The sequence below is a fragment of the Nitrospirota bacterium genome (assembly GCA_016214385.1).
In the GTDB taxonomy this organism is placed as follows: domain Bacteria; phylum Nitrospirota; class Thermodesulfovibrionia; order UBA6902; family JACROP01; genus JACROP01.
This window is the reverse complement of sequence record JACROP010000007.1, coordinates 1-24,949: the sequence shown is the minus strand read 5'-3', so window position 1 is coordinate 24,949 and position 24,949 is coordinate 1. Positions and strand designations below refer to the sequence as shown.

The following is a 24,949-nucleotide window of genomic DNA, read 5'->3' as shown; positions in this document are numbered from 1 at the left end:
TGTTATATTTAAACATTGGCCTAATTTATCCTGATTCAGAATGACAAAGAGGGAAGGGCTCAGGAGGATGTTTTGAGATTCACACTGAAAAATAAGATATTCTTCGGCTATGCAGTTATGATGCTCTTTACCGTCATAGTCGGCCTTTATGCGGTCTGGAGCCTCCGCAATTTGAACAACATTACCAACTCCATTGTTTACAGAGATTTGCCTGCTGTAGAAAACCTCAAAAACATGAGAGACAACCTGCTGGCCCAGGACAGTTATGAAAAGCGATACCTTATTCTGAGGGACTCAGAAGTTTCTGATGTCTTCTGGAACAGGAGCTACGAGTTTGAGCAGACACTGGAGAGGATGGCGAGCCTGCAGCCATCAATGGCAACAGTAATCGAGAAAATTAAAAAACTTCATGATGCCTATGACAATATATTTTCAAAAGAGATTTCACTAACAAAAGCCAAAAGATATCGAGAGGCAGAAAATCTATCAGAGCATGATCTAAAAAGCACCTTCAATAAAATAAAAATGTCTCTGAATGAGCTTGAGTTTAAACTTTTTGCCCAGAGAAACGAGAAGATTAACGAATCAAACAAATTGGGAGAAAGGGCATTTGCTGTGGCATCTATTCTTGGCCTGCTCTCGTTGCTATCAGGTGGAATATTTGCATATTTCCTGACAAACTATATCTCTTCCTCGATAGAGAGCCTGAAGGTGGCAACACAGTCCATAAGGAGTGGAAACTATGATAATGTCCCTCTCATAAGGGGAATGGACGAACTCGCAGAATTAGCCGTCTCATTCAAGGAGATGTCTGCAAGGCTTAAAGAGCTTGAAGCCATGAACCTCGATGCAAACCCTCTTACAAAACTGCCTGGCAATCTGGCAATTGAAAAAGAATTGATACTCAGACTAAGCGAGGATAGAAAATTCGCATTCTGTTTCGCTGATATAGACTACTTCAAGTCCTTCAGCGATAAATATGGTTATGCCCGTGGGAGTGATGTGCTGGCCTGGCTTGGAAGGCTCATCACAGATGTTGTAAAGGAATATGGAAGCGAGGGTGATTTTGTGGGCCATATCGGTGGAGACGATTTTGTAATTATCTGCAGCCCCGACAACGTCAAAACCATCTGCAATAATATCATCGAGAAGTTTGACAACTCTGCAAAAGAGTTTTATGATCCTGAGGATGCAAAAAAGGGTTATATTATCTCCACCAATCGCCAGAATGAGGTTATGGAGTTTCCGATAATGACTATTTCAATTGCTGTAGTCACTAATAAAAGCGAAGTAATAAGAGACCCAAAGGAAGTGGCGCAGAGGTTAACTGAACTTAAAAAATATGCAAAAACTTTTCCAAAGAGCCTCTATGTCATGGAGAGGAGACGGTCTTCGTGAAAATGCATAGCTTCAAAAAGGCATTTATTTTTTTTACAATAATTGCACTCCTTTCAGGATGCAGCATCAACAGCATTATAAAGACAGAAAAAAGCCGGGAAGAAATTGCCCGGATTACTGAAATGATGGACAGCGAAGACTTTAATGGCGCAACAAAGCATGTGAACAAAATAGAGAAAGCAGGAGACAGGGATATAGCCCTTTTTTGCAGAGGATACATCTTGAGCTATCCCAAGAATCCACACAGGGATTATTCTAAAGCCATTAAGACATTTGAGAAGCTTGTCTCCATGTTCCCAGAAAGTCCGATGAAGAGTGATGCAGAAGCATGGATAAGGATATTAAGTGTTATAAAAGAGCAGCAGGAAGAAATATCACGGCTTAAGGCAAAAAATCAGGAACTGAAAGACAGCATAGATAAGCTTAAGGAAGTAGATAAGGAGACAGAAAAGAAGCGGCTCGGCACTCCGTAGTGAGTTTATCGAACTAACAGGCTGTTGAAAAACTCTAAAATAACCATAAGTGTCATTCCCGCATGTTTTTAGAGGCTGTTGAAAAACTCTAAAATAACCATAAGTGTCATTCCCGCATGTTTTTAGCGGGAATCCAGAGTCTTGTAAATTCAAGAGATTCTGGATTCCTGCTTTCGCAGGAATGACAAACTAAGCATGAATAAATACTTTTTGAACAGCCTGCTAAGGTTCAATTCTTGGAAAAAGCACTTCTGCCTTCTGAACTTTTATGCCAGGTTTTAATCCGCCCCAGGTTTTAACCGTTTCAAATTTGGTTTTGTTTATGTCATCCTTTATTCCAAGCTGTTTCCATATTTTCTCTGCTGTTGATGGCATAAATGGAAAAAGATAGACTGCAATAAGACGTAATGCTTCGGCCAGCGTATAAAGCGTATTGGATAGGGTACCTTGATCCTTTTCTTTCCATGCTTTCCATGGAGCGCTATCCTCTATATATTTATTTACCTCATTTATAACAAGCCATAATTGAACAAGGGCATGATGGAACTCAAGTTTTTTTAAAAAACTATCACAGCTTTTTTGAAGACCGGTAGCATCAGAAAACCATGCCTGAATCCTTTTTTCTAAACCTTCTCTATCGCTACTATTAATTGGTAGGGGGATTTCCCCATCTCTATATTTTTCAATCATTGTCAAGGAACGACTTAAAAGGTTCCCCAGATCATTTGCAAGGTCTGTATTTATGCGTTTTATCATCGCATCCTCTGAGAAATCCCCATCCAGACCAAAAGGCACTTCTCTGAACAGGAAATACCTGAATGCATCAACGCCATATTTATCGATCATCTCATGAGGGTCAACAACATTGCCGAGGGACTTTGACATCTTCTTACCCTTAACAGTCCACCATCCATGGGCGAATATGTTTTCTGGAAGAGGCATATCGAGGGCCTTTAACATGGTTGACCAGTATATGGCATGTGTTGTGAGGATGTCCTTGCCTATAATGTGATGGTCTGCAGGCCACCAACCATCTTGAGTAGCGAGTGACGAGTGACGAGTGACGAGATAGCGGGTGGCTGAATAGTAATTTACAAGGGCGTCAAACCACACATATGTTACATAGTTTTCATCAAAGGGCAAGGGTATCCCCCATGAGAGTCTGTGCCGTGGCCTTGATATGCAGAGGTCGCCGAGAGTATTATTTTTTAAAAACCCGAGGACCTCATTCCGCCTTGTCTCTGGAAGGATATAATACGGAGTGGCCTCTATATATGTTATAAGCCATTCCTGGTATTTTGACATGAGGAAAAAGAAATTTTCTTCCTCGATATGTTCCACAGGCCTTCCGCAATCAGGACAGCTCCCTTCTATCAGGTCTTTTTCTGCCCAGAACCTCTCATCAGGTGTACAGTACCATCCTGAGTATGGCCGTTTTTCTATATCCCCCTTTTCATAAAGTCTCTGAAGGATCTCCTGCACAACCTTTCTGTGGCCATTGTCTGTGGTGCGAATAAAGGCATCATTTGAGATATTGAGCTTCCCCCAGAGTTGTTTGAAGTTCTCCACCATCAGGTCTGCATGCTCTTTTGGTGTGTGCCCCTTCTCAGCAGCAGCTTTCTCTACCTTCTGGCCGTGCTCATCTGTGCCAGTCAAGAAAAACACCCTTTTACCGAGCAACCTGTTTCGCCTTGCAAGTATATCTGCTGCTATGGTTGTGTATGCATGGCCTATGTGCGGGACATCATTCACATAGTAAATAGGAGTGGTCACATAGAACTTGGTCATCTCCTCCTTTTCTTTCCAAACCTCCTCCTCCTGCTGAATGGCTTGCCTTTTTCGGATTCTTGCTCAGAACGAGGCTCTGCCTTGATATCTTCTCTGGAGCTAATTGCCATCTGGGATGATATCTCTACAGTTTCTGTGGTTTTTTCTTCCTCTGATATTTCGACAGGCTCAATACAGGTCTCTATTTTTTGTCCCGATTCATCGGGATTCGGTGTTGTCCTTTCCAGGGAAGGCTCCTCATATTCATAGCCAAGGCAGCACATCAAGCGGCCGCACAGGCCTGAAAGCTTGTTAGGGTTTAATACAAGCTCCTGCTTTTTTGCCATCCTTATAGAGACAGGTTCGAAAGATGTAAGAAAAAGCGCGCAGCAGACCTGCCTGCCACAAATACCAATGCCCCCGAGAAATTTTACTTCGTCCCGTACACCTATCTGCCTCATCTCTATCCTTGTTTTAAACTTAGCAGCGAGGTCTCTCACTAACTCTCTGAAGTCAATCCTGCCTTCAGCGGTGAAATGGAAAATGATCCTTTTCCGGTCGAGGGTTGCCTCTGTCCCGATAACCTTCATGGGAAGTCCCCGTTCCTTCACCTTTTCGAGACAGAAAAGCCTTGCCTCTTCTTCGAGAGGCCCATTGTTTCTGTCCTGCTCGATGTCTTCTTCTGTTGCAACCCTTAACACCTTTTTAAACTGTTTGTCTGACTCCTCTACGCTATGCCTCCCCCTGACAACAAGGCCGAGGCTCAGACCCATCTCTGATTCAACAACCACCCACTTGCCCGGATTTACATCTATGCCATTTATCTCAAAGTCATAAATCTTGCCGCAGGGCTTGAATCTCACACCTATTACTTCAGTCACCTTAATCTACCACCTTTCCCAATTTTATATTTAACTTCAAACTGTGTTTAAGAAGTATGCCTGTATAATAAACTGTTATGTGCTTGCTTAGATTAAAACGCAGAAGGCCCTTTATATTATAAAGCTCTTTTGAGAGGGCCGTGATAGTATTTAAATCTGCATTTTCTGCAAGTTCTCTAATTTCTGCTTCCATGTCATAATTTATCAGGAGCGTGGCTTCACCTGTAGCCTTATAAACTGCAATATCCCTGAGCCATAGCAGGGCCCAATCAAACCATTCCTCCATTGCATCCCTGTTACCTCCGCCCCATATTTCATCCTTCGGGCCATTGATAAGAGTTTTAAATTCGTTTAAAGACCGTTCTCTCTGCTGGATTAAATCCCCATTCAGGGCCAATCCAAGCCTTCCCTGAGAAATGCGGCTCAGGACTGAGGCCTGGCCCTGCCCCATCTGCTGAAGCAAATCCTGTAATTTTTTGATGGGTAAGGGAGAAAAATTTATCCTCTGGCACCTTGATAGAATTGTCTGAGGGATTAACCCTAACATTGATGATACAAGAATTATCAGGCTCTGGCCTGGAGGCTCTTCGAGGGTCTTGAGAAAGGCATTTGCAGCGGACTGATTGAGACACTCTGCACCATCGACTATGACCACTTTCCATTTTCCCTCAAAGGCTTTGTAAGACAGCAGTTCCTCAAGCCTTCTTATCTCATTTACCCTTATTATGCCGTCTTCGGGGCTTATTTCAAGCACATCAGGGTGAATGCCTTTTTTGATTTTTATGCACGATGGACATTCGTCGCAAGAGTCTATTTGAGTGACGAGTGACTTTTCCAGAGACGAGAGACGAGTGACGAGCGACGAGTTATTATATTTACTTGTCTCTTGTCTCTTGTCTCTTGTCTCTGCTTTTAGGCAATTAACTGCCTTAGCAAAGTTAATGGCTGTGAGCCTCTTGCCTATGCCATCGTCCCCTGAGAAAAGATAGGCATGAGAGATGCGGGCGTTTCTAATACTTCCAGCAAGAATCTCTATTGCCCTGTCCTGACCTATTATATCCCTGAAGGCCATATCTTCTTAATCTCTTCCTTTATCCTCTCATGGACTGTTTGCCTGCTGCCATAAGCATTGATTACCCGCACTCTATCTGGCTCCTCGCGGGCAATCTTCATGTAGCCCCTCCTGACCTTTTTGTGAAACTCGATGTCCTCTGCCTCAAACCTGTCTTTTTTCCTCGCGCCCCTGTTCCTCTTTAATCCTTCTTCGACATTCAGGTCAAGGAGAAAGGTAATGTCAGGCTTCAGGTGGTGTGTCGAGACCCTATCAATTGCTTTTATGAGAGCCGGGTTTATCCCTCTGCCATAACCCTGGTAGGCAACTGTCGAGTCAAAAAAGCGGTCTGTTATTACAATAATGCCTTTTGCGAGTGCCGGTTCGATTACTTCCTTTATATGTTGTGCCCTCGATGCATTGTATAGTAAAAGCTCTGTGAGTGGGCTCATATGTTTATGCGCCGTGTCTAAAAGAATCGTCCTTATTTTATGTCCTATCTCTGTACCGCCTGGCTCTTCGGTAGTTAAGACACTGTAGCCGTTTCTTCTTAAATATTGCGCCAGGAGTTTTGCCTGTGTGCTTTTTCCAGAACCCTCTATGCCCTCAAAGGAAATGAAACCTCGAAACTTTCTTTTAACTGTTTTCTTTTTGATTTCCCTTTTAATCCCTCGCATAAGATTCTTTTAATCCTTTCAGGAGCGAAAAAACCTTCATTGCATCCTCAACCTCCATAGAGCCGGTCCCGCAGGATGGGGTAATGAGGCTCTGATTTATGAGTCTTTCCCTCGCAACACCAATCGCTTCTATAGAATCCAGTCCCCTTCCGAACTGCTCCTGCAGCCCATTAATAGTAACTTTCCTTATGGCTTCTGTGGTTGGCACAATGCCCCACGCGATAATCCCCCCCCTATTTATAAAAGCCTTTACTTCATCAGGATAAATACCGAGGGTGTCCCAGAAAAAATAGGCATCAAAGCTGAATATATCAAGGCCTGAGGAGAAGACCATAGGCCAGTAAGCTTTACTGCAGCAATGAATGCCGGCAATGGCCCCGTATGATTTTATTGTGCTTACCATCTCGTTAAGCAGCCTCGAGGCCTCGATGCTATCAACGCCTATATAAGCTGATGTGCCGAGGGCTGACAGGATTGGCTCATCTATAAAAATAATTATCTCATCGGCAAACGGTCGAAGTGTTTCTATCTGCCACCGTGCCTTGCCTTTAAGTAGTCCGAGTGCAAGCTCCCTCATTTCTTCATCAAAATAAATAGGTCTCTTCTGGTTGTCAGCAAGTCCAAGGGTAAAGGTCAATGGCCCTGTAACCTGCCCTTTCAATGCCCTGAGCTTCCTGCCTTTTTTAAGAAGCCCTATAAAAGCATGTAATCCCAGTGCATGGTCTTCTGATATGGGAAACCCCATCTTTTTATCCATGGATTCATAAAAAGCGCGGACAGCATCATCACTGTTTTTCTCCACCCAGAGGTTTTCTCCCTCAATCCTTATAAAAGGGAATCCCTCAGAATACTGCGGGATCATGAGTTCAAGAAAACTCCTGTGCGGGAGCTGTGGCCAGAAGGGTATATCTACCGATTCAAAGACAACCCTGCATGCCTCTTCCGGGTCTGTATGAGGAAGGCTTCCAATGCCTGTTGTGCTTAAACTCTGAAACATTATTAATCATACTCTAAATGTGCGTTAAGTTTCAAACGGGCTGCGGATAAAAGAAGTTGCCGAAGGTGCATAGCACCGTAGCCTTTTATCCGCTGTTATACGCTGTTTTGCCCATACTTTGACTTAATCTTGTCATTTCCCACCCAACATGTTTCTATCGCATCTCTTAAGATGACTCAGTCAAAAGAGTCTCCTAACTTACTCGTATCAGTCCCTCATGGGCTATCTCTATCGTCTCAATAGATACTTCATTACCTTTGGCTTTTAAGTCTGAAGGTTTATATCTTACAGGCCATGCGTTAACAATGTCCCACCTAACCTTACCATTGCCAGCTTCATCCATTATGATAATGGACATATTTTTCCTTTCTCCTTCTGCACCAGATTCTATAACCTTCTTTATCCAGTTATAGAGATCCATCGAATCTGTTATTCCCCATTTAAGTATGATATTTCCATACTTAGTAAGTCCTGATAGTTTTCTTACTGTTGTAGGCTCATTGCCCTCTCTGTACTCTATGGAGTCTATGGTTGTATCTCCAATTATGCACTCGCTAAACCCGGCCTGGGCGATGCCGTCAATTTCTACCATGAACATAAAATTTATATAGGGGTCTTTTCTTGTTCCTACTGGCATAGCTGTATCACCTCCTGTCTATGTGATATGTCCCATCTCCAATCTACGTATGTATCCGATTTCCTTATATATTTCTAAATTGTGTTTTATGGTAGTAGAGTATTTCGTTCCCTTCGAATCTTGATATGAAATCCTTGCAGAAATCTTTGTAGGTTCTCCTCTTCTAAAATACGATGCACTAGTATCTAAAAATGTCATGATTTCCTTTTGAGGAGGCAAGAATTCGATATTTTGAAAAAGTGGAAGCGCTGAAATTTCTTTACTCCCTTCTACACCAAATATCTTTTTGTCAAATTTAATAGAAACCTTAAACACTGGCTCATCGATAATGTTTTTTATTGATATAAAAAACAATCCATTGTCGAATACAAAATCCACAATAACTGCATGTTTACAAGAATCTGCCTCTTTTTTCCATTTTAAAATTTTCCCTGGCATTAATACTTTACCTCTTTCTTAACTTTTGCAATGTCATGGTTTTGGGGTCAAACCTAAAACCTAAATTATACATTTTACATTTTAGGTTCTCCATAAAGTGCGGGGTGTATCTCAAATCTGTCCCATTTTCTAAAAGATGAGTGGCAAATGAATGTCTGAGGCTATGAATTGCAACATCCTTTTTAATTCCTGCCTTTTCACATGCCATCTCAAATACCCTTTGGGCAGTTCTTATGGTAATGTATCTTTCTTTGTCTGGTCCAGGAAACAACCACTTTGTTGGTTTATATTCCTTCCAATATTCTCTTAAGGTCTTTAAAGTAGTTTCAGATAGTAATGTGTATCTATCTTTTCTGCCTTTTGAACCTTTGAGAAAAACGAGCATCCTTTTACTGTCAATGTCTTCTGGCTTCAATTTCACTACTTCGCCAACTCTTAACCCTGCTGAGTAGACGAGCATAAGCAGGGCTTTATGCTTTAAATTATCCACGGAAGATAAGATTTTTGCAACTTCTTCCTTGCTTAAAACAACCGGCAATTTCTTGTCCTTGCGAGGTCTTTTTAGTTCGTAAATAAACTTTCTCTTTAGCATTGAGCCGTAGTAAAACTTGAGGGCATTGATTGCCTGATTCAATGTGGAAGTTGCAGATTGTTTTTCTTCTGCAAGGTAAAGAAGATAATCTTTTATGTCGTTATCGTTAATCTCAGCGGGGTTTTTGCCTGAAAAGTTCAGAAAATCTCTATTGAAATAGATATAACCCTTGACGGTTTTATAACTGTATTTTCTTGAGAGGAGTTCTCTGCGGAGGTCTTCAAAATCCCCCTCACCCTTGCCCTCTCCCGCAAGGGGAGAGGGGGTAAAGATGGTGGTCTCTCCCCAAAGGGGCGAGGGAACTTCTTTTGTTTTTCTAAACGGAGAGATATGAGATTGCTTCGTCGCTTCGCTCCTCGCAATGACAGGGGTGGAAGGCTGGACTTGCAACACAGGGTCTATATGAATTTCTTCTCCGTCAAAAGCCTTTAGAATCTTCTCTAAAGTTCCATTGGTATCGGGAAAGCTCCAGTATTTTTCGGCTGGGTGCCATTTGTGGCCTGGGATGCTTTTGACCTTTGCAACAAGCTGAGGGTTATAAGGGAAGGCAACTGTTATCCTACCTGAGCTATTCTTACTGATAGTCACCCCATAATTACCTCCAATCGGTAAGATTATATCAATCCCCCCTAAATTCGACAAGCTCATTAAGCCTTTAGAATCTTCTCTAAAGTTCCATTGGTATCGGGAAAGCTCCAGTATTTTTCGGCTGGGTGCCATTTGTGGCCTGGGATGCTTTTGACCTTTGCAAACAAGCTGAGGGTCGTAGGGGAGGGCAAGGGAGAGGGAACGAGTTGGCAACTTTCTATCAGCCGAAGTGGATGAGATTTAGTAAAATCAATAAATTGAAGCTCCCCGCAGTCCCGAAACTTCGGGACGGGGAATCTTCGAAATGTAAGGAATTATTACCTTTAATATTCGCTCGCTAACTGGGAATGCGCTCGCTATGCATTTTCGTAGCATTGACTTTTAGACGGCACTCTTATTATTATAAGTGAATCATTAAATAATTAATATCGCGGGGTGGAGCAGCCTGGTAGCTCGTCGGGCTCATAACCCGAAGGTCGTAGGTTCAAATCCTACCCCCGCTACCAAATGAAAGGAATAAAAAGATGGGGACTTATACAACTTTTCGCCCTCACAATAGAAGACGCAAGAGAACCCACGGTTTTCTTGAGAGGATGAGTACAAAGGGAGGCCGCAGGATTCTCAAGAGAAGACGTAATAAGGGTCGGAAGAGATTAGCTGTCTAAGGTTGTAGTATATTGAAGGCATTAGCAATAATTATAGTTAAAGGATATAAAAGCTACATCTCTCCGTTTTTACCAAATACATGCAGGTTTTATCCTACATGTTCAAGCTACAGCCTTGATGCCCTTGAGCAGTATGGTTTTCTAAAAGGGCTCTGGCTCACTTTGAAGAGGATAGCAAAGTGCCACCCCTTGCATCCAGGTGGCTACGACCCGGTGAAATAATGGAAAAACGAACTCTCTTAGCAATAGTTTTAGCAGTGCTGATCCTGATTGTTTATCAATATGTCTTCGCACCCAAACCTGTGCCGCAGCAGCCAGAGGTGCAAAAGCCAGTAGAGGTTAAAAAAGAAACAACCCCAACACCTTTGCCAAAAAAGCTACCAGAAGAAATTCTACCGCCTGAGGAAACAGGTGTGGACATCACAGTGGAGACAGATCTGTACAAAGCCGTATTAACAAATAAGGGCGGGGTTATAAAATCCTGGGAACTTAAGAAATATAATGATAAAGATGGGAATCCCATAAAACTGCTTAAACAACCAGGGCCAATCCCGCCATTAGGACTTCTTCTTGAAGGCACAGAGCAGGATTTACCGCTCAAGGTCATTTACCAGGTAAATACAAAGGGTCTTACATTAAATAAGAACAGAGAGACGGGGAATGTAACTTTCACTTACAGCCACCAGAACTTTTCTATCAAGAAAACCTTAACCTTTTATAACAACGAGTACAAGGTCGACATCTCAGTTGAGATGGATGGTGTACAATCGTATCTCTTTCCTGTAGGTTCTGACTTTGGCCTTTTTGATAAAACCGCTGACAGTCATAAGGGTCCAGTAATCCTTATTGACTCTGATAGAAAAGAGTTTACTGCTGAGAAACTAAAAGGGCCCATGGATTTTACCGGCAATATTCGCTGGATTGCCCAGGAAGACAAATACTTTACAGCAGCCATTGCTCCAATAGAAAAGAGAGTCAAAGCGACTCTCAGTGAAGACTCGCATCGAGTTGAAGGCGCCAGTGTCTGGAAGAGCGGAGAAAATGCTGAGATTGCCTTAAGACTTGGCCCCCAAAAAAGCAGCTTTATACTTTATGCCGGGCCAAAGGAATATGACAGACTAAAAGCCATTAATGTCGGATTGGAACACATAATAGATTTCGGTTTTTTCTCCATAATAGCAATGCCCCTTTTCTGGGTCTTAAAGTTCTTTAATTCTTTTCTCCACAATTATGGCTTTGCAATAATAGTCCTCACCATTGTCACGAAAATCCCCTTTATTCCCCTTATCAATAAAGGGCAGCAGACAATGAAAAAGATGCAGGCCCTTCAGCCCAGAATAAAGGAGTTACAAGAAAAATACAAAAAAGATAAGCAGAAATTAAACAAAGAACTCATGGGGCTTTACAAACAGCAAAAGGCAAACCCTATGGGAGGGTGCCTGCCCATGCTCCTTCAGATACCCATATTTCTTGCCCTTTATAATATTCTTAACATGGCCATAGAGCTGAGAGGCGCACCTTTCTTCTGGTGGATAAAAGACCTTTCGGCAAAAGACCCATATTACATACTCCCGGTAGTCATGGGCATCACCATGGTAATTCAACAGAAGATGACTCCATCAAGCCTTGACCCAACACAGAATAAAATAATGATGTTCCTGCCTATTGTCTTTACCTTTATATTTCTGAGTTTCCCCTCAGGGCTTGTCCTCTACTGGCTTGTAAACAATATCCTCAGCATTATCCAGCAGTTTTATGTAAACAAAAAAGCTTCATCTTCATGAACTCGGTACGAGTCGATCCCGACGTAGAAGACACTATTGCCGCTATCTCGACTCCTGTGGGGCATAGCGGTATCGGCATTGTAAGACTCAGCGGAAAAGACGCCATATCCATAGTAGATACCCTGTTTAAAGGTCCTGCAGGCAAAACCCTGCACAATTGCCCATCCCACAGAATCATGTATGGCCACATTATAGACCCTGCGGTAAATGAGCCTGTTGATGAGGTCCTCGTATCACTGATGAAGGCTCCTAAAACCTATACAAAGGAAGATATAGCGGAGATAAATTGTCATGGAGGCCCTGTGCCACTTCGCAGGGTCCTGGAGCTTGTCTTAAAAGCAGGTGCAAGGCTTGCAGAACCTGGAGAATTTACAAAAAGGGCCTTTTTAAACGGCAGGCTCGACCTTACACAGGCAGAGGCTGTGCTTGATATCATAAAGTCAATGACAGAGCACAGTCAGAAGGCTGCCATGGAGCAACTTGGTGGAAGGCTTTCAAGGAAAATCGAAGCTCTCAGGAATGAACTGATTGAATTAAGTGCGTTTGTTGAAGCCCATATTGATTTCCCTGAGGAGGATATAGAACCACCCTCTTTAAAAGATATGGGAGAAAGGGCCATTGAACTGCGGAGGGAGCTCCAGCAACTTATAGATAATTCAAGGCAGGGAATAATCCTGCGGGAGGGACTCAAAACAGCTATTATCGGTAGACCCAATGTGGGAAAGTCTTCTCTTCTTAATGCACTCCTTGAACAGGACAGGGCAATAGTAACAGAGATGCCAGGGACAACAAGGGATGTCATTGAGGAATATTTGAACATCAATGGTTTTCCAGTAAGGGTTATGGATACAGCAGGGATAAGAGAGGCCAGGGATGTCGCTGAAAGAGAGGGTGTGCAGAGGAGTCTCAGGACAATGGAGGGGGCAGACCTGGTTCTGCTTGTTCTCGATGGAAGCGAACCATTGAGAGAGACTGATAAAGACCTGATTGAAAGGGCAATCTCAAAAAACATAATCTTAGTTATAAACAAAGCAGACCTCTCACAAAAAATGAACATAGATGCCCTGCCATCAGATAAACCAGCAGTCCTAATATCTGCTCTAAAAGGGTCTGGGTTAAATGAATTGAAAGACAGGATAACCAGCATAGCTTTAAACGGTGGTGCCGATTCAACTGTCCTTGTAACAAACTTAAGACATGTGAGGGCGCTGGAAAGGGCGGTTGAATCTATAAAGTCTTTTATGGACAGCCTTAATAGAAATGTCTCTCCTGAGTTTCTATCTATAGAGTTAAGAGAAGCCCTTGATGCCCTCGGCGAAATCCTCGGCCCAACTACCCCGGAAGATGTCCTTGATAAAATCTTCAGGGATTTTTGTATCGGGAAGTAAATATTTAACACGAATTACGCAAGGGTATATGAAAAACACTTGCCCATTGTCATTCCGAGCCCTGAACGAAGTGAAGGGGAGGAATCTTAACCACCACAAAAAGATTTCTCCCTTCGGTCGAAATGACAACTACTTTGCTGTCATTTCGAGCCCTTTTCGCCTCGGCGAATCATTCCGAGTCCCTCGCTTGTCATTCCGAGCGAAGCGAGGAATCTTGTCTTTCCGCTCGGGACAGTCTCCGCGAGGAATCTCATTTTGAGTGATGAGATTGCCACGTCGTCCCGAAACTTCGGGACTCCTCGCAATGACATTTGGGGAGGCTTGCGTAATTTGGGTTTAAGACATCCAGTTGCTGCCTTCTACATGCCTCTTTTTATATATTTTTGTCTCCGGGAATGCATCTTCAAAATCCTCTGCACAACTTAAAGATATTGACTCAGCCTCTCCGAGCACAAGAATTCCCTCAGGTTTTAATATCCTGGCAAAATTTTTTATAACTCTTTCCTGAAGCTCAAGCTGAAAATATATAAGGACATTTCTGCACAGGATAATATTATAGTCTGCAAAGATTCCATGCGCAGGACTTCCACCATGGACAAGGTCGTGGTAACCAAAATCAACTATCGCCTTTATTTCGTCTGCGACTTCGTAATCCTGGCCTTTCTTTGTAAAATATTTATCAAGGTATTTTTTCTTGACCTCCTGTATAACCTTATCGCTGTATACGCCAGACTGTGCCTTTTCAATAGCACACCATACCCGTACTGCCCCGCCCTGTTTGATAACGTGTGGAAGGATAAAGGAATCAAGCACATCAAAAACAATAGGGCCTCTGAAAACATGACTTACTTTTATAGTGATTGACTCGATTAAGGCATCGATCTCTTTATCACGGGATTGCAAATAGTCAAAATAATCTTTGTAAGATGTGGTTTGTGTCAGAGGGAATCTCTGCTCTATACGGCGTTTTAATGTATCTATCTTGTAAGCGCTAAAATCGAGGCTTCTCTTAGCCTTAAGGTGCTGCAAGATTTTATTAAGGGAGTCTTCTTCCATGTCTCATCCTTACTTTATGAAGAGTTTTAAAGGAATTTTATGCATTAATGCAGATACTGTCAATTAAGGCTGTTGCCGAACCCTGCAGGGGCAGGGCTTGCCCCTGCCCATTTAGTCCCGATGCATCGGGATTGGCAACAAATCCTAAGGACTTAACTCGTTGATTTTTAAGTATAAAATGCCCCTTTCCTGTCTCATTACTCATGTGATATAATTTAAAAAAAGGGGAGCCCACCAATGAAAAGGGTTTTATTTGTTTTAGCTGCTATTATTATGTTCCTATCTGCCTCTGTCGGGGCAGAGGACAAAGGGAGGGTAAAAGCCATGATAAAAGATATTCACTGGCTCGGGCATGACAGTTTTAAGATTATCGGGGAAAAGGTAATATACATAGACCCTTTTAAAATCAAAAAGAAAGACACCGCAGACATCATCCTTATAACCCATGAACACTATGACCACTGTTCCCTTGAAGATGTAAAGAAAATCCAGGGGCCAAAGACAGTAATTGTTACCACAGCGGACTCTGCAAAAAAGCTTTCAGGAAATATCAAAACAATCAAACCAGGCGATAAGGTCACTGTTGAGGGCATAGAGATAGAGGCAGTTCCAGCATACAACACAAACAAACAGTTTCATACGAAAGACAGAGGATGGGTCGGGTATATCATTAAAACAAAAGGCCAGAGGATTTACCATGCTGGCGATACAGATTACATCCCTGAAATGGAGACCGCCATAAGGGCTGATATAGCCCTGCTTCCAGTCTCAGGGACCTATGTTATGACAGCCGAAGAGGCAGTAAAGGCTGCCCTCGCAATAAAACCAAAGGTGGCAATACCAATGCATTATGCATCTACTGTTGGCTCCAGGGAGGATGCCAGGAAGTTTGCTGAGGGATTAAAGGGGAAAATCGAGGTTGTGATACTTCAGGAAGAATAGTAATCGCTTCCTGTCATTCCGAATGAAGTGAGGAATCTTATCGTTCTGCTCAGGCATTTAAGATTTCTCCCTTCGGTCGAAATGACAAAAGGGGGTCGAAATGACAAACGGGAAATGGTCGAAATGACAAATGAGTCGAATTTGCTCAGGTAAATGCTTAAAAATGGCCGATGCAAAAAAGATAAATAAACTGTTACTAAAAAAATATCCAGACCCTAAGATAGCACTTAATTTTTCGAATCCACTGGAGCTACTTGTCGCTACAATCCTTTCAGCCCAGTGCACAGACATCAGGGTAAATGAAGTGACTAAAAATCTATTTAAAAAATACAAAACAGCAGGGGATTACGCAAAGGCTGATTTAAAGACGCTGGAAAAAGAAATAAAACCAACAGGTTTTTATAAAAACAAGGCAAAGATGATAATCAATTGTTGCGAAAAAATTGTCAGTGACTTTAAGGGTAAAGTCCCTTCGACAACCGTGGAGCTTACAGCCCTTCCAGGTGTTGGAAGGAAAACTGCAAATGTTATAATAGGCAGTGCCTTTGGAGGTCAGGCCATTGCAGTTGACACTCATGTGCTCAGGGTTTCAAACAGGCTCGGCATTGCCCACTCGGATAACCCTGACAGGGTAGAAGAAGAACTGACAGGACAGCTTCCCATGGAAAAATGGACTGCCTTTAATCTCGCTTTGATATTGCATGGGAGAGAGACCTGCATTGCAAGAAAGCCAAAATGTCCTGAATGTGTGCTTTATGATGAATGCGAATGGCAGGATAAAACAGTGGGCAGTCATTAAATGAAAGAACTAATAGAAGAAGAGGAACAGAGACTCAGGAAGTTGAGGTTTGTGGTTGACCTCACCTGTAGCATCCTCATGCAATCAGATATGACTTTTCAAGAGGCACGGTTTCTGCTTTCTGAGGCCAGGAAAGCAGCTATGGCTCTTTTCCCTGACAAGGCTGATGTATACGACCTTATTTATGCACCGAGATTCAGACGGATACTTGCTGAAAGGTTTCTCATTTATGGAAAAAGCTGTGGGCAATAACCTCCTGAAACTCTTAAAAGAAAGGGAAGGCACCTTTGTATCAGGCGAGGCCATGAGCAAGGCCCTCGGAATCACAAGGGCAGGCATCTGGAAGAGGATAAAGGCTATGAAACAAAAAGGCTATGTTATCAATTCTTCGCCGTCGAAGGGTTACAAGCTCCTGCGCAGCCCTGATATCCTGACCGCAGATGAAATCACAGGAGTTTTTCAGGGGAAACTCCTCGGCAAAAAAGTCTTATTCTTTGAATCAACCACATCAACCAATGACATAGCCATGGAGATGGGTCAGAAAGGAAGCCCGGAGGGAACCATCGTTGTTGCAGATGCACAGGAAAAAGGAAAGGGCAGACTCGGAAGAACCTGGATCTCTCCACCCGGCGTAAATCTTTATTTTACTTTACTCTTAAGGCCGCCATTTCCGCCAAAAGATGCGACACTCCTTACCCTCATGGCTGCAGTTTCAATTGTCTCGGCCATAAGGAAATACACAGGGCTCAAGGCCACAATAAAGTGGCCCAACGACATCCTTATAGGAGACAAAAAAGTTGGGGGTGTCCTTACAGAAATGAAATCAGACATGGACAGGATAAGCTTTGTCGCCCTCGGTATGGGTATAAATGTAAACCTTGACTTAAACACCCTGCCTTAGGACGTGAGGATCATAGCCACTTCTTTGAAGCACGAAGCCCGGGAATCAATAAGCAGGGTTGAATTTTTAGGTCGGATATTGAGAGAGCTGGAACACTGGTACAGTGTCCTTTTAAAGGTCGGCAGAAGACCCCTGCTCGATGAGTGGAGAACTCTTACATCCACCCTCGGGAAAAGGGTAAAAGTATCAATGGCAAAGCGGATAATCTCAGGAATTGCCGAAAACATCGATGACGATGGTGAACTTATAGTAAAACTTCCCTCAGGCCGGATCGAGAAAGTATGTGCTGGAGATGTTACAATACTGAAAAATTCAAAATCCAAAGAACAGTGAGCGGTAATGCTTTTAGCTATTGACATAGGCAACACCAATATAACAATAGGAGCCTACAGCGATGGGTTTAAAACCACCTGGCGGCTCAATACAAGACCGCTGCGCTCTACTGATGAATACTCTCTTCTCTTAGAGAGCTTTATCTTCCACAGTCACCTCAAAAAGCCAGAAGGCGCTATTTTATCTTCCGTAGTCCCTGAAATCACCGATGCCTTCACAAATGCCGTAAGAAAGAGCTTTTCGATTAACTCCCTAATTGTAAGCAGCAGGCTCAATACAGGCCTGAAGTTCAATATAAAAAATCCTGAAGACCTCGGCGCTGATAGGATTGCCAATGCAGTTGCTGCCTATAATCTTTACAATAGCCCTGTGCTTGTTATAGACTTTGGCACTGCCACCACTTTCAGCGCCATCATAGATAAAGGCGAATACACAGGTGGCCTGATAATGCCTGGCCTTGGAATTTCAGCAGATGCCCTCTGTGAAAAGACATCAAAACTGCCGAGGATAGAGCTAAAAAGGCCGGAAAAAGTAATCGGGGACGATACTGCAAGCAACATTTTATCAGGGCTGGTCATAGGCCATGCCGGGGCCACTGAAAAAATTATAAGAGAGGTGAAAAAAGAGCTAAAGGAAGACCTGAGAGTAGTTGCCACTGGTGGTTTCGCTGGGCTTGTAGCTCCTTACATAGAGGGGGCAATAGAGATTAAGCCTGATTTAACTCTTGAAGGTCGGCGGTTGCTCTATGAACGCAATGCATGAATTGAGGAAAGACCCTATCCTGGGCCAGTGGGTTATTGTTTTTAAAAATGAGTCTAAGAGGCCGTCCGAGTACGCCAGTTTAAAGGAGCCTCCGGATGACCCTGCAACATGCCCTTTATGCGAGGGAAAAGAAATGAATACACCGCACGAAATAAGGGCCATAAGGAAGGCAGGAACCAAGCCAGATAAAGCCGGCTGGCTTACAAGGGTCATTCCTGATTTCCAGCCACTGCTCCAGATAGAGGGAGATTTAAACAGGCAGGGCATCGGGATGTATGACAAAATGGATGGCATAGGAGCCAACGAGATAATCATAGAGACCCCGGAACACTTTAGAGCGCCTGAAGATGCAGGCATGGAACAGATTGTAATGGTAATATCAACGTATAAAGAAAGAATCCTTGACCTCGAAAAAGACCCGAGGCTGAGATATATATTGATTTTTAAAAATCATGGGAAGGCGGCTGGCGCCCGTTTTAGCCATCCCCATTCCCAGCTCGTTGCAACACCCATTATTCCAAGCAGGGTCAAGGAAGAACTCGATGGCGCCAAACTCTATTATAATTTCAAAGACAGGTGCATATTCTGCGATATCATAAGAGAAGACGTCAGGATGGGTGATAGAATAATCCTCGAAAACAGGAGCTTTGTGGCCTTGTGCCCATTTGCATCAAGATTCCCCTTTGAGATGTGGATATTGCCGAAAAAGCATAATTGTGCCTTTCAGGACATAAACAGGGAAGAGGAAGAAGACCTTGCAATAACTCTGATTACAATTGTCGGCAAACTCAAAAAACTCCTCGATGATCCACCTTACAACTCAGTGCTGCATACTGCTCCGAGCCGCATCCCGAGGCGCGATCACTGGCATACCCTCGGAGAGGATTTTCACTGGCATATAGAAATAATGCCCCGCCTGACAAGAACTGCCGGGTTTGAATGGGGCTCCGGCTCTTACGTATTACCCACATCCCCTGAGGACTGTGCAAAATATTTAAGGGAGGTTTAAGTCATGAAAGTTGAAAAAATACTTTTCCCAACAGATTTTTCAGAAGGTTCCTACAATGCGCTGCCATATGCTGTTGACCTTGCAAAACATTACAATGCAAAACTCTACATCCTGCATGTTATCTATGATGTTGCCAAGGCTACAGGCTGGTATGTCCCACATATACCAATGGAAGAACTTTACAAAGATATGGCTGCAGGGGCACAGAAAGAGATGGAAAAGTGCTGCATGGAAGAAACGAGGGGTTTCAAGAATGTAGAAAAGATTATCTCAAGGGGTATCCCCCACGATGAGATAATAAAATTTGCTAAAGAAAAAAATATAGACATGATAGTTATTGGAACCCATGGCAGGAGCGGTCTGGATAGAATTATTTTTGGAAGTACTGCCGAAAAGGTGGTCAGGGGTGCGCCATGCCCGGTAATGACAGTAAGATTGCCAGAGCACAGGAAACAATAGCCAGAAAAAGGCGGCCAAAGAAGGTGTATCTCTCTGAGAACGCCTTTATGGACCTCCTTTTAAGCTGCGCAGAGGTCTTCAAGCGGGAGTCCCTCGGCTATCTCCTCGGCTACAGGCTCGAGGACCGTTTTATTATCGAGCATGCCTTCAGTTTTCAGACAGCCAAGAGAAAGCCAAAGGGCGTAATATTCCACCACAGGAATCATAAAAAAATAGAGCCCATTCTTTCCAAGTTTGAAAAGCTTCAGATTATAGGGGACTTCCACTCCCATACCCAGTTTGGCTCTACCAAGGGAATACCGATACCAAGCCCTGAAGACATAAAGGGAATGGAACAGGATAACCTTTACCTTATCGTAGCCATCAACGATGTTGAACAGACCAGGCCCTGGAGGGAAAACAGAGATGGGAGCTTATCAGGGAGTGTCGCAAACTTTTTCTTTAAGATATCTGCTTACTTCCTGGATAGCGGCCCTACACCTAAAAGAGCAAGGATATACTGCCCCTTCCCTCCAGGCTTTAATATAGGATAAAAACAAATAAGAACTTTAAAATTTATCATAAATTACATGTATATCCATTTTTCGGTATAGAATAATGCGTACAGTTGTATATCCATTTTTCGGTATAGAATAATGCGTACAGTTGTTGTAGCAGGTGGCGGGCCTTCAGGCTCTATTGCTGCAAAAAACCTTGCCTCCTCTGGCATAAACGTCTACCTCGTGGAAAAGGACTTCAAAAGGATAAAACCATGCGGCGGCGGAATACCATCGAGGGCTTTTGAAGAGTTCAACCTGCCTGTTAGCGCAACATACAGGGAAGTCAAAACCATCTCGGTCATTTCTCCAAAAGGCTTGAGGGTTGATATACCTCTTGAAGGTAGTTCACTATTAATGGTTGAGAGGGGGGTCTTTGACAGAAACTTAAGAGACATGGCAGAGAAGGCTGGTGCGCATCTCATCGAGGCAGAAATAACCTCAGTAGAAGAAAAAGGCCGGAGCCTCAATATAACTATAATTGAAGATGGGAAGGAAAAAACTTTAAAAGCGGATTTTTTAATTGCAGCAGATGGAGTAAATTCCAGAGTCGTAAGTGCTTTAAACCTTGCTCATCTTCCATGCCTTTATACAATGATGGAAGAGATCGAAGTCTCCAGTCTGACGATTGGCACCGCAAGTAACATCTGCTGCGAGTTCTGGTTTGGCTCATCCCATGCCCCTGGCCTCTATTCCTGGGTCTTTCCTAAAAAGGAGCACATAAGTATAGGAACAGGCTCAACAGATGGGCAGGCCTTAAAAGGCCTTATTGAAAACTTTAAAAGGCGGCGTGAATTAAACGAGACAGGCAATGGGAAGGTGTACAGAATACCTTTAAAAAGGCGTGAATCTCTGGTTTATGGAAATGTCCTTTTTGTAGGAGACGCCGCCGGACTTGTAATGCCTCTTAGCTACGAAGGCATATATTACGCTATGAAGAGCGGCCAGATGGCTGCTGAGGCTATCATTGCAGGCAGGCCCATCATGTATGAAAAAACATGGAAGAGGAAATACGCAAAAAGGTTTTATCTCATGCAGAGGCTTAAAGAGCATTTCTTAAAAAATGATGAAAATGCAGAGCACCTCGTTGAACTTCACAGGAGAAAAGACATACAGAAGGCCTCTATGAGGCTCTGGTTAGGAAAAGACCTGGGCACATCAGGGCTTTTAAGCTATATAGGTTTCTTCAGAAGGTTTTTACATTGAGACTGAACCGTTACATAGCCACATCCATGACCATTCACTTTATTCTACTCGTCTTATTTGCCCTGTTTTATCTAAACAGACCAGGCAGAATCACCCCATTTGATGTAAAAATAGTAGGCCCATTTGATATCAGGCCTGTTACACCCGCATCTCCGGACAGACCGGCAAAGCCATCTAAACCTGTACCGGAGAAGCTGCCATCAATCTCAAAAGGTATCGCTCCAAAGAGGCTGCATGGAGAGGGCACAGACACAAAAACACCTGAAGCATCTGGCGGTACAACGCTCAGCCGGGGGAAAGCGCCCTCCTCGGATGACAGTAAAAGCGGGGATATTCCAAAGGCTAAACCCTCACCCGGGCCGACAAAAAGATTTCCACTTTTTGATAAAGAGACAGTTGAGAAATTTGCCAAAAAGGAGAGCGCTACAGACAGGGGCGTATCCTTCGATACATCCGAATTCCAGTACATGGGCTATATGAGAAGGCTGAAGGAAAGGATTGAAAGCGTATGGCAGTATCCTCCAGAGGCAGCACGGAAAGGCATTTACGGCGACCTCTATATAAGATTCACCATACTAAAAAATGGCAGACTTGGCGATGCAGAGCTGGTCCGCACCTCAGGGCATAAAGACCTCGACGAGGCTGCAATAAAGGCACTTAAAAATGCAGAGCCCTTCTGGCCCCTGCCAGAAGACTATGATAAAGATAGCCTTACAATCACAGGCCATTTCATCTATGCAATAGGCCTGTTTTATATACGGTAGTGCCTAAAAACAGAGATAGAATTTCCTTAAAATTCCCTCTCCCTTGCCCGCCCCGCTTCGCGGAGCGAGGCCGGGGATGGGAGAGGGTGAGGGTGAGGGGAGTTATAAGAAAAAGGCATTTTCTAAATCGGGATTTGGGTAGTGGTTTAATCTTGAAATTTATGTTAGATGTGGTAAGTTTTTCTTAAAGGAGGTGTCTATGGCAAAGGTATATCTGCTGGCTAATACAATGCCAGGCAAGGAAAGGGACATAAGGGATAAATTAAGGGCCATTAAAGGCGTGAGCGGGGCAGACCTCATCACAGGCGTCTATGATGTAATAGCAGTAATTGAGAGCAAAGACCTTGACTCCATTTTCAAAAAAATCCTGAAAGACATCAGGGGACTTAAAGGAATATCCAGGACAGAGACATTTATCGCAGTTGAGTAGTCCAGGAACAAAAACCACAGAGACACTGAGACACAGAGAAAAAACTAAAATATGACACCACGAAGAGCACGAAGAACACTAAGTTTTTAATTTATTATCTCTTCGTGAACTTCGTGTTCTTTGTGGTTTTAAAAAGAAACATATTCTCAGTGCCTCTGTGGTTATTTATACGTTTTTTCAACTTTTTTGCGAAAGAACCATTTATTTCTTTCTTGAGTAGGGGAGTTTTCTGGCTACTGCCTTTTTTTTCAACTGTGATATATGCCATGTTACATTTATCTCCTTAGGACAGACCTCAACGCAATTAAATATATTATGGCAGCGCCACAGTCCATGGGGATTATCAATAGCATCAAGCCTTTCATTCATAGCCCTGTCCCGTGAGTCAAAGGCAAATCTGTAGGCCTTGAGAAGGGTTGAAGGGCCTAAGTATGACTTATCTGCCCAGTAAGACGGACATGCTGATGTGCAGCATCCGCACATGATGCAGGTTACAGATTCAAGGATTTTCTCATGCTCATCAGGGCTTTGAAGTCTTTCCCTCCCAGGTGGCTCTTCAGGGTTTATCAGGTATGGGCTGACATTGTCTGTTGCATTGAAGAAAATCTCCATGTCAGTTACCACGTCTTTAATAACCTTAAATGCAGGCAGAGGCTCAATCACAATCCTCTGAGGCACATCCTTTATCAGGGTCTGACAGGAAAGCCTGTTCTCGCCATTTATCTTCATGGCGCATGAGCCACAGATGCCATGTTCGCATGAATGCCTGAAAGTAAGTGAGCCGTCAAGTTTGTCCTTGATCTTTATCAGACCATCCAGAACCCTTTCAGCAGGTTCCATATTAAGAGCGAATTCTTCCCATCGAGGAGATGAATCTTCTTCTTGGTTAAACCGTTTTATCTTAAATCTATATTTTCCCATGCAGCAATGCGTTCAATGCGCTTTTCCGTCTCTTGGGTAAAAAGATTCTCTAAATAGAAGAACATAATAAACTGCCCGTCTTTTACAAATGACAACCTAATTGACAACCTAATCGACAACCGTTTAGACAAGCTCATAATACGCCCCTCTGCCTTTTCCTTCGAGTCTGACAACCTTCAGTCCAACCAGTTTGTTCATCTCCTTTAAAGCAGCCTGCCTTGAAATCTCAAATTCTTTCGCAACTTCACCGATAGTAATTTTTCCATCCCGGATTATCCTCTCCACAATCTTCATCTGCCTATCAGTCAAAGCAATCTGCCCTTTCTTAGCCTTTCTCAGTCTTTCGCTGCTGAGGCGGACAACGCTCTCCTTAACAGCTGCAATGCTCACCTTCACGCCTTCAACAAAGTATTCGAGCCAAGCGGTTAAATCGAGGGTTTTTTGATCTACGCCCTGAAGAACCCGGTAATATGCCGGCCTATCCGAGTCATAATAGTCATCCAGACAGAAGAATTGTTTTGCATCAAATCCCCTCAAATAAAGTATCAGTGTGGCAAGGACACGGGCAGTTCTCCCATTTCCATCTATAAAGGGATGGATTCTCACAAATTCATAATGAGCTATTCCAGCCTCAATAATAGGGTCAAAAGCTTGTGCCTCTGCAGAACTCAGCCACGTAATCAATGCCTTCATTAATTTTGGGACATCTTCATTTGAAGGTGGCCTGAAAAAGACCTCTCCTGTCAACCTGTTCCCGACTATGACATAACGATTCCGATACACGCCGCAATCAGAATGTCTTTTTCAGTTATTTTCTTGCCGTCTGTCAACTTATCAATGGACTGAAGAACTTTGAGATAATTCAAAACCTCCTGCCTGTCTTTTCGAGTTGCCATGATTTCACGGCCTTGCGCAAGATCGCTGACCTGTTCGAAAGACAACCTGTTTCCTTCAATCGCCGTAGATGAATGAGCAGACCTGATAATAGCGTCCCGGCGGAGCGAGACCTCCCATTTCGGAATAAAAGGAGAATTCAGCACGAGTTCCCTTGCAGCGGCTATCTGGGTAAGATCGCCGACAATTTTATCCGTATACCGAAAATTCGGTTTAAACATCACTCGCAGTATCTCTCCAGTTGGATTTGAACTCAACGTTTTGTGATTCAACTGATTTTAAAGCCATATTTCCGTTCTCTCCAGTTCATAATCTTTTCTCCTGCCTCCGTCATCTCTCCACCCTAATCTCGTAATCTTTGCCTCAATATTCGAGCCGTGAGTTCAGGAGTGGGTTGTTAACCTCATTGCATCTGGTGTTTAGCTTTAAGCAGTTTCTAATAACCCGTGCCTAATCAAAGTTCAAAGCTTTTCCAGTTACTAAAATCATTTTCCTTTAATTCTGTGCTCGTCTCGTCAAAATAAACCCATCTTCCGCGATAATTTCTCGGGTCTGTGTTTGTAACTATACCGCCGAAAAGTTTTTTGCCCTTTTTGTTTTC

The 24,949-nt window shown here is 43.3% G+C and carries 29 protein-coding genes, 1 tRNA gene and 1 pseudogene; 19 read left to right on the top strand and 12 right to left on the bottom strand.

What is annotated here, in order from left to right:
* The first annotated feature begins 72 nt into the window (after positions 1 to 72).
* Complete coding sequence (locus tag HZC12_00390; GenBank protein MBI5025194.1) at positions 73 to 1,398, top strand: MCP four helix bundle domain-containing protein; 1,326 nt, start codon at positions 73 to 75, stop codon at positions 1,396 to 1,398.
* A gap of 2 nt (positions 1,399 to 1,400) precedes the next feature.
* Positions 1,401 to 1,871 (top strand): hypothetical protein, encoded by a 471-nt coding sequence (locus HZC12_00385; protein MBI5025193.1) that lies wholly within the window; start codon positions 1,401 to 1,403, stop codon positions 1,869 to 1,871.
* Positions 1,872 to 2,093: 222 nt separating this feature from the next.
* Here HZC12_00385 and metG read toward each other — a convergent pair whose 3' ends face one another.
* From metG to HZC12_00345, 8 genes are all read right to left on the bottom strand, one after another.
* Positions 2,094 to 3,659 (bottom strand): methionine--tRNA ligase, encoded by a 1,566-nt coding sequence (gene metG / locus HZC12_00380; GenBank protein MBI5025192.1) that lies wholly within the window; start codon positions 3,657 to 3,659, stop codon positions 2,094 to 2,096.
* Positions 3,656 to 4,519, bottom strand: coding sequence for a hypothetical protein (locus tag HZC12_00375; GenBank protein MBI5025191.1), 864 nt, complete (start codon positions 4,517 to 4,519; stop codon positions 3,656 to 3,658). The genes metG and HZC12_00375 overlap by 4 nt, the downstream gene beginning before the upstream one ends.
* A gap of 1 nt (position 4,520) precedes the next feature.
* Positions 4,521 to 5,591 carry a DNA polymerase III subunit delta' gene (locus tag HZC12_00370; GenBank protein ID MBI5025190.1) on the bottom strand — a complete coding sequence of 357 codons (1,071 nt, stop codon included), beginning with the start codon at positions 5,589 to 5,591 and terminating at the stop codon, positions 4,521 to 4,523.
* Positions 5,573 to 6,247, bottom strand: a complete 675-nt coding sequence (locus HZC12_00365; GenBank protein ID MBI5025189.1) for a dTMP kinase — start codon at positions 6,245 to 6,247, stop codon at positions 5,573 to 5,575. Before HZC12_00365 ends, HZC12_00370 begins: the two co-directional genes overlap by 19 nt.
* Positions 6,234 to 7,244, bottom strand: coding sequence for a hypothetical protein (locus HZC12_00360; GenBank protein MBI5025188.1), 1,011 nt, complete (start codon positions 7,242 to 7,244; stop codon positions 6,234 to 6,236). Before HZC12_00360 ends, HZC12_00365 begins: the two co-directional genes overlap by 14 nt.
* A 193-nt stretch (positions 7,245 to 7,437) precedes the next feature.
* Entirely contained in the window at positions 7,438 to 7,881 is a 444-nt protein-coding gene (locus HZC12_00355; protein MBI5025187.1) for a phage tail protein, read from the bottom strand.
* An 18-nt stretch (positions 7,882 to 7,899) separates the two neighbouring features.
* A complete protein-coding gene (locus HZC12_00350) occupies positions 7,900 to 8,319 on the bottom strand; it encodes a hypothetical protein (GenBank protein ID MBI5025186.1) in 420 nt (139 codons plus the stop codon).
* A gap of 7 nt (positions 8,320 to 8,326) precedes the next feature.
* Positions 8,327 to 9,559 carry a site-specific integrase gene (locus tag HZC12_00345; GenBank protein MBI5025185.1) on the bottom strand — a complete coding sequence of 411 codons (1,233 nt, stop codon included), beginning with the start codon at positions 9,557 to 9,559 and terminating at the stop codon, positions 8,327 to 8,329.
* Positions 9,560 to 9,928: 369 nt separating this feature from the next.
* Between HZC12_00345 and HZC12_00340 the strand changes: the two genes are divergently transcribed.
* The 5 genes from HZC12_00340 to mnmE all read left to right on the top strand — a co-directional run bounded on the left by HZC12_00340 (position 9,929) and on the right by mnmE (position 13,336).
* A tRNA-Met gene (locus HZC12_00340) sits at positions 9,929 to 10,005 on the top strand.
* An 18-nt stretch (positions 10,006 to 10,023) separates the two neighbouring features.
* Positions 10,024 to 10,164 (top strand): 50S ribosomal protein L34, encoded by a 141-nt coding sequence (gene rpmH, locus HZC12_00335; protein ID MBI5025184.1) that lies wholly within the window; start codon positions 10,024 to 10,026, stop codon positions 10,162 to 10,164.
* Between the two features lie 12 nt (positions 10,165 to 10,176).
* Positions 10,177 to 10,386 (top strand): membrane protein insertion efficiency factor YidD, encoded by a 210-nt coding sequence (gene yidD, locus HZC12_00330; protein MBI5025183.1) that lies wholly within the window; start codon positions 10,177 to 10,179, stop codon positions 10,384 to 10,386.
* Positions 10,386 to 11,948 (top strand): membrane protein insertase YidC, encoded by a 1,563-nt coding sequence (gene yidC, locus HZC12_00325; GenBank protein ID MBI5025182.1) that lies wholly within the window; start codon positions 10,386 to 10,388, stop codon positions 11,946 to 11,948. The genes yidD and yidC overlap by 1 nt, the downstream gene beginning before the upstream one ends.
* On the top strand, positions 11,945 to 13,336 hold the full coding sequence (mnmE, locus tag HZC12_00320; GenBank protein MBI5025181.1) for a tRNA uridine-5-carboxymethylaminomethyl(34) synthesis GTPase MnmE: 1,392 nt from the start codon (positions 11,945 to 11,947) through the stop codon (positions 13,334 to 13,336). The genes yidC and mnmE overlap by 4 nt, the downstream gene beginning before the upstream one ends.
* Positions 13,337 to 13,672: 336 nt before the next feature.
* Here the strand turns inward: mnmE and HZC12_00315 are convergent, their stop codons facing one another.
* A complete protein-coding gene (locus HZC12_00315) occupies positions 13,673 to 14,392 on the bottom strand; it encodes a hypothetical protein (GenBank protein ID MBI5025180.1) in 720 nt (239 codons plus the stop codon).
* Positions 14,393 to 14,429: 37 nt separating this feature from the next.
* Complete coding sequence (locus HZC12_00310) at positions 14,430 to 14,597, bottom strand: hypothetical protein (GenBank protein ID MBI5025179.1); 168 nt, start codon at positions 14,595 to 14,597, stop codon at positions 14,430 to 14,432.
* 119 nt (positions 14,598 to 14,716) lie between these two features.
* Between HZC12_00310 and HZC12_00305 the strand changes: the two genes are divergently transcribed.
* The 12 genes from HZC12_00305 to HZC12_00250 all read left to right on the top strand — a co-directional run bounded on the left by HZC12_00305 (position 14,717) and on the right by HZC12_00250 (position 22,533).
* Positions 14,717 to 15,334, top strand: coding sequence for an MBL fold metallo-hydrolase (locus tag HZC12_00305; protein ID MBI5025178.1), 618 nt, complete (start codon positions 14,717 to 14,719; stop codon positions 15,332 to 15,334).
* Positions 15,335 to 15,497: 163 nt separating this feature from the next.
* Positions 15,498 to 16,133 carry an endonuclease III gene (nth, locus tag HZC12_00300; GenBank protein MBI5025177.1) on the top strand — a complete coding sequence of 212 codons (636 nt, stop codon included), beginning with the start codon at positions 15,498 to 15,500 and terminating at the stop codon, positions 16,131 to 16,133.
* Positions 16,134 to 16,385, top strand: coding sequence for a hypothetical protein (locus HZC12_00295; protein MBI5025176.1), 252 nt, complete (start codon positions 16,134 to 16,136; stop codon positions 16,383 to 16,385).
* Positions 16,363 to 17,034, top strand: a complete 672-nt coding sequence (locus HZC12_00290; GenBank protein MBI5025175.1) for a biotin--[acetyl-CoA-carboxylase] ligase — start codon at positions 16,363 to 16,365, stop codon at positions 17,032 to 17,034. Before HZC12_00295 ends, HZC12_00290 begins: the two co-directional genes overlap by 23 nt.
* Positions 17,035 to 17,058: 24 nt before the next feature.
* A complete protein-coding gene (locus HZC12_00285) occupies positions 17,059 to 17,367 on the top strand; it encodes a hypothetical protein (protein ID MBI5025174.1) in 309 nt (102 codons plus the stop codon).
* A gap of 6 nt (positions 17,368 to 17,373) precedes the next feature.
* Positions 17,374 to 18,129 (top strand): type III pantothenate kinase, encoded by a 756-nt coding sequence (locus tag HZC12_00280; GenBank protein MBI5025173.1) that lies wholly within the window; start codon positions 17,374 to 17,376, stop codon positions 18,127 to 18,129.
* Positions 18,122 to 19,138: a galactose-1-phosphate uridylyltransferase gene (galT, locus tag HZC12_00275; protein MBI5025172.1), complete on the top strand. Its 1,017-nt coding sequence runs from the start codon at positions 18,122 to 18,124 to the stop codon at positions 19,136 to 19,138. The genes HZC12_00280 and galT overlap by 8 nt, the downstream gene beginning before the upstream one ends.
* Before the next feature lie 3 nt (positions 19,139 to 19,141).
* Complete coding sequence (locus HZC12_00270; GenBank protein ID MBI5025171.1) at positions 19,142 to 19,597, top strand: universal stress protein; 456 nt, start codon at positions 19,142 to 19,144, stop codon at positions 19,595 to 19,597.
* Positions 19,552 to 20,130, top strand: coding sequence for a hypothetical protein (locus HZC12_00265; GenBank protein ID MBI5025170.1), 579 nt, complete (start codon positions 19,552 to 19,554; stop codon positions 20,128 to 20,130). The genes HZC12_00270 and HZC12_00265 overlap by 46 nt, the downstream gene beginning before the upstream one ends.
* Positions 20,131 to 20,232: 102 nt before the next feature.
* Positions 20,233 to 21,339: a geranylgeranyl reductase family protein gene (locus HZC12_00260; protein MBI5025169.1), complete on the top strand. Its 1,107-nt coding sequence runs from the start codon at positions 20,233 to 20,235 to the stop codon at positions 21,337 to 21,339.
* The gene (locus HZC12_00255; protein ID MBI5025168.1) at positions 21,336 to 22,103 is read left to right on the top strand and encodes an energy transducer TonB; all 768 of its coding nucleotides are present in this window, start codon (positions 21,336 to 21,338) and stop codon (positions 22,101 to 22,103) included. Before HZC12_00260 ends, HZC12_00255 begins: the two co-directional genes overlap by 4 nt.
* Before the next feature lie 199 nt (positions 22,104 to 22,302).
* Positions 22,303 to 22,533, top strand: coding sequence for an Lrp/AsnC ligand binding domain-containing protein (locus HZC12_00250; protein ID MBI5025167.1), 231 nt, complete (start codon positions 22,303 to 22,305; stop codon positions 22,531 to 22,533).
* Between the two features lie 201 nt (positions 22,534 to 22,734).
* Here HZC12_00250 and HZC12_00245 read toward each other — a convergent pair whose 3' ends face one another.
* Together HZC12_00245 and HZC12_00240 are read right to left on the bottom strand one after the other, a co-directional pair.
* Positions 22,735 to 23,454, bottom strand: coding sequence for a succinate dehydrogenase iron-sulfur subunit (locus tag HZC12_00245; protein ID MBI5025166.1), 720 nt, complete (start codon positions 23,452 to 23,454; stop codon positions 22,735 to 22,737).
* Positions 23,455 to 23,577: 123 nt separating this feature from the next.
* A pseudogene (locus HZC12_00240) lies at positions 23,578 to 24,569 on the bottom strand (Fic family protein).
* Positions 24,570 to 24,949 lie beyond the last annotated feature (380 nt).

Coding starts and splice junctions, on each gene's coding strand:
- HZC12_00385 (MBI5025193.1), top strand. CDS start 1,401: ATGCATAGCTTCAAAAAGGCATTTATTTTTTTTACAATAATTGCACTC.
- metG (MBI5025192.1), bottom strand. CDS start 3,659: ATGACCAAGTTCTATGTGACCACTCCTATTTACTATGTGAATGATGTC.
- HZC12_00370 (MBI5025190.1), bottom strand. CDS start 5,591: ATGGCCTTCAGGGATATAATAGGTCAGGACAGGGCAATAGAGATTCTT.
- HZC12_00365 (MBI5025189.1), bottom strand. CDS start 6,247: ATGCGAGGGATTAAAAGGGAAATCAAAAAGAAAACAGTTAAAAGAAAG.
- HZC12_00360 (MBI5025188.1), bottom strand. CDS start 7,244: ATGTTTCAGAGTTTAAGCACAACAGGCATTGGAAGCCTTCCTCATACA.
- HZC12_00355 (MBI5025187.1), bottom strand. CDS start 7,881: ATGCCAGTAGGAACAAGAAAAGACCCCTATATAAATTTTATGTTCATG.
- HZC12_00350 (MBI5025186.1), bottom strand. CDS start 8,319: ATGCCAGGGAAAATTTTAAAATGGAAAAAAGAGGCAGATTCTTGTAAA.
- HZC12_00345 (MBI5025185.1), bottom strand. CDS start 9,559: ATGAGCTTGTCGAATTTAGGGGGGATTGATATAATCTTACCGATTGGA.
- rpmH (MBI5025184.1), top strand. CDS start 10,024: ATGGGGACTTATACAACTTTTCGCCCTCACAATAGAAGACGCAAGAGA.
- yidC (MBI5025182.1), top strand. CDS start 10,386: ATGGAAAAACGAACTCTCTTAGCAATAGTTTTAGCAGTGCTGATCCTG.
- mnmE (MBI5025181.1), top strand. CDS start 11,945: ATGAACTCGGTACGAGTCGATCCCGACGTAGAAGACACTATTGCCGCT.
- HZC12_00315 (MBI5025180.1), bottom strand. CDS start 14,392: ATGGAAGAAGACTCCCTTAATAAAATCTTGCAGCACCTTAAGGCTAAG.
- HZC12_00310 (MBI5025179.1), bottom strand. CDS start 14,597: ATGAGTAATGAGACAGGAAAGGGGCATTTTATACTTAAAAATCAACGA.
- HZC12_00305 (MBI5025178.1), top strand. CDS start 14,717: ATGATAAAAGATATTCACTGGCTCGGGCATGACAGTTTTAAGATTATC.
- nth (MBI5025177.1), top strand. CDS start 15,498: ATGGCCGATGCAAAAAAGATAAATAAACTGTTACTAAAAAAATATCCA.
- HZC12_00295 (MBI5025176.1), top strand. CDS start 16,134: ATGAAAGAACTAATAGAAGAAGAGGAACAGAGACTCAGGAAGTTGAGG.
- HZC12_00290 (MBI5025175.1), top strand. CDS start 16,363: ATGGAAAAAGCTGTGGGCAATAACCTCCTGAAACTCTTAAAAGAAAGG.
- HZC12_00280 (MBI5025173.1), top strand. CDS start 17,374: ATGCTTTTAGCTATTGACATAGGCAACACCAATATAACAATAGGAGCC.
- galT (MBI5025172.1), top strand. CDS start 18,122: ATGCATGAATTGAGGAAAGACCCTATCCTGGGCCAGTGGGTTATTGTT.
- HZC12_00270 (MBI5025171.1), top strand. CDS start 19,142: ATGAAAGTTGAAAAAATACTTTTCCCAACAGATTTTTCAGAAGGTTCC.
- HZC12_00265 (MBI5025170.1), top strand. CDS start 19,552: ATGCCCGGTAATGACAGTAAGATTGCCAGAGCACAGGAAACAATAGCC.
- HZC12_00260 (MBI5025169.1), top strand. CDS start 20,233: ATGCGTACAGTTGTTGTAGCAGGTGGCGGGCCTTCAGGCTCTATTGCT.
- HZC12_00250 (MBI5025167.1), top strand. CDS start 22,303: ATGGCAAAGGTATATCTGCTGGCTAATACAATGCCAGGCAAGGAAAGG.
- HZC12_00245 (MBI5025166.1), bottom strand. CDS start 23,454: ATGGGAAAATATAGATTTAAGATAAAACGGTTTAACCAAGAAGAAGAT.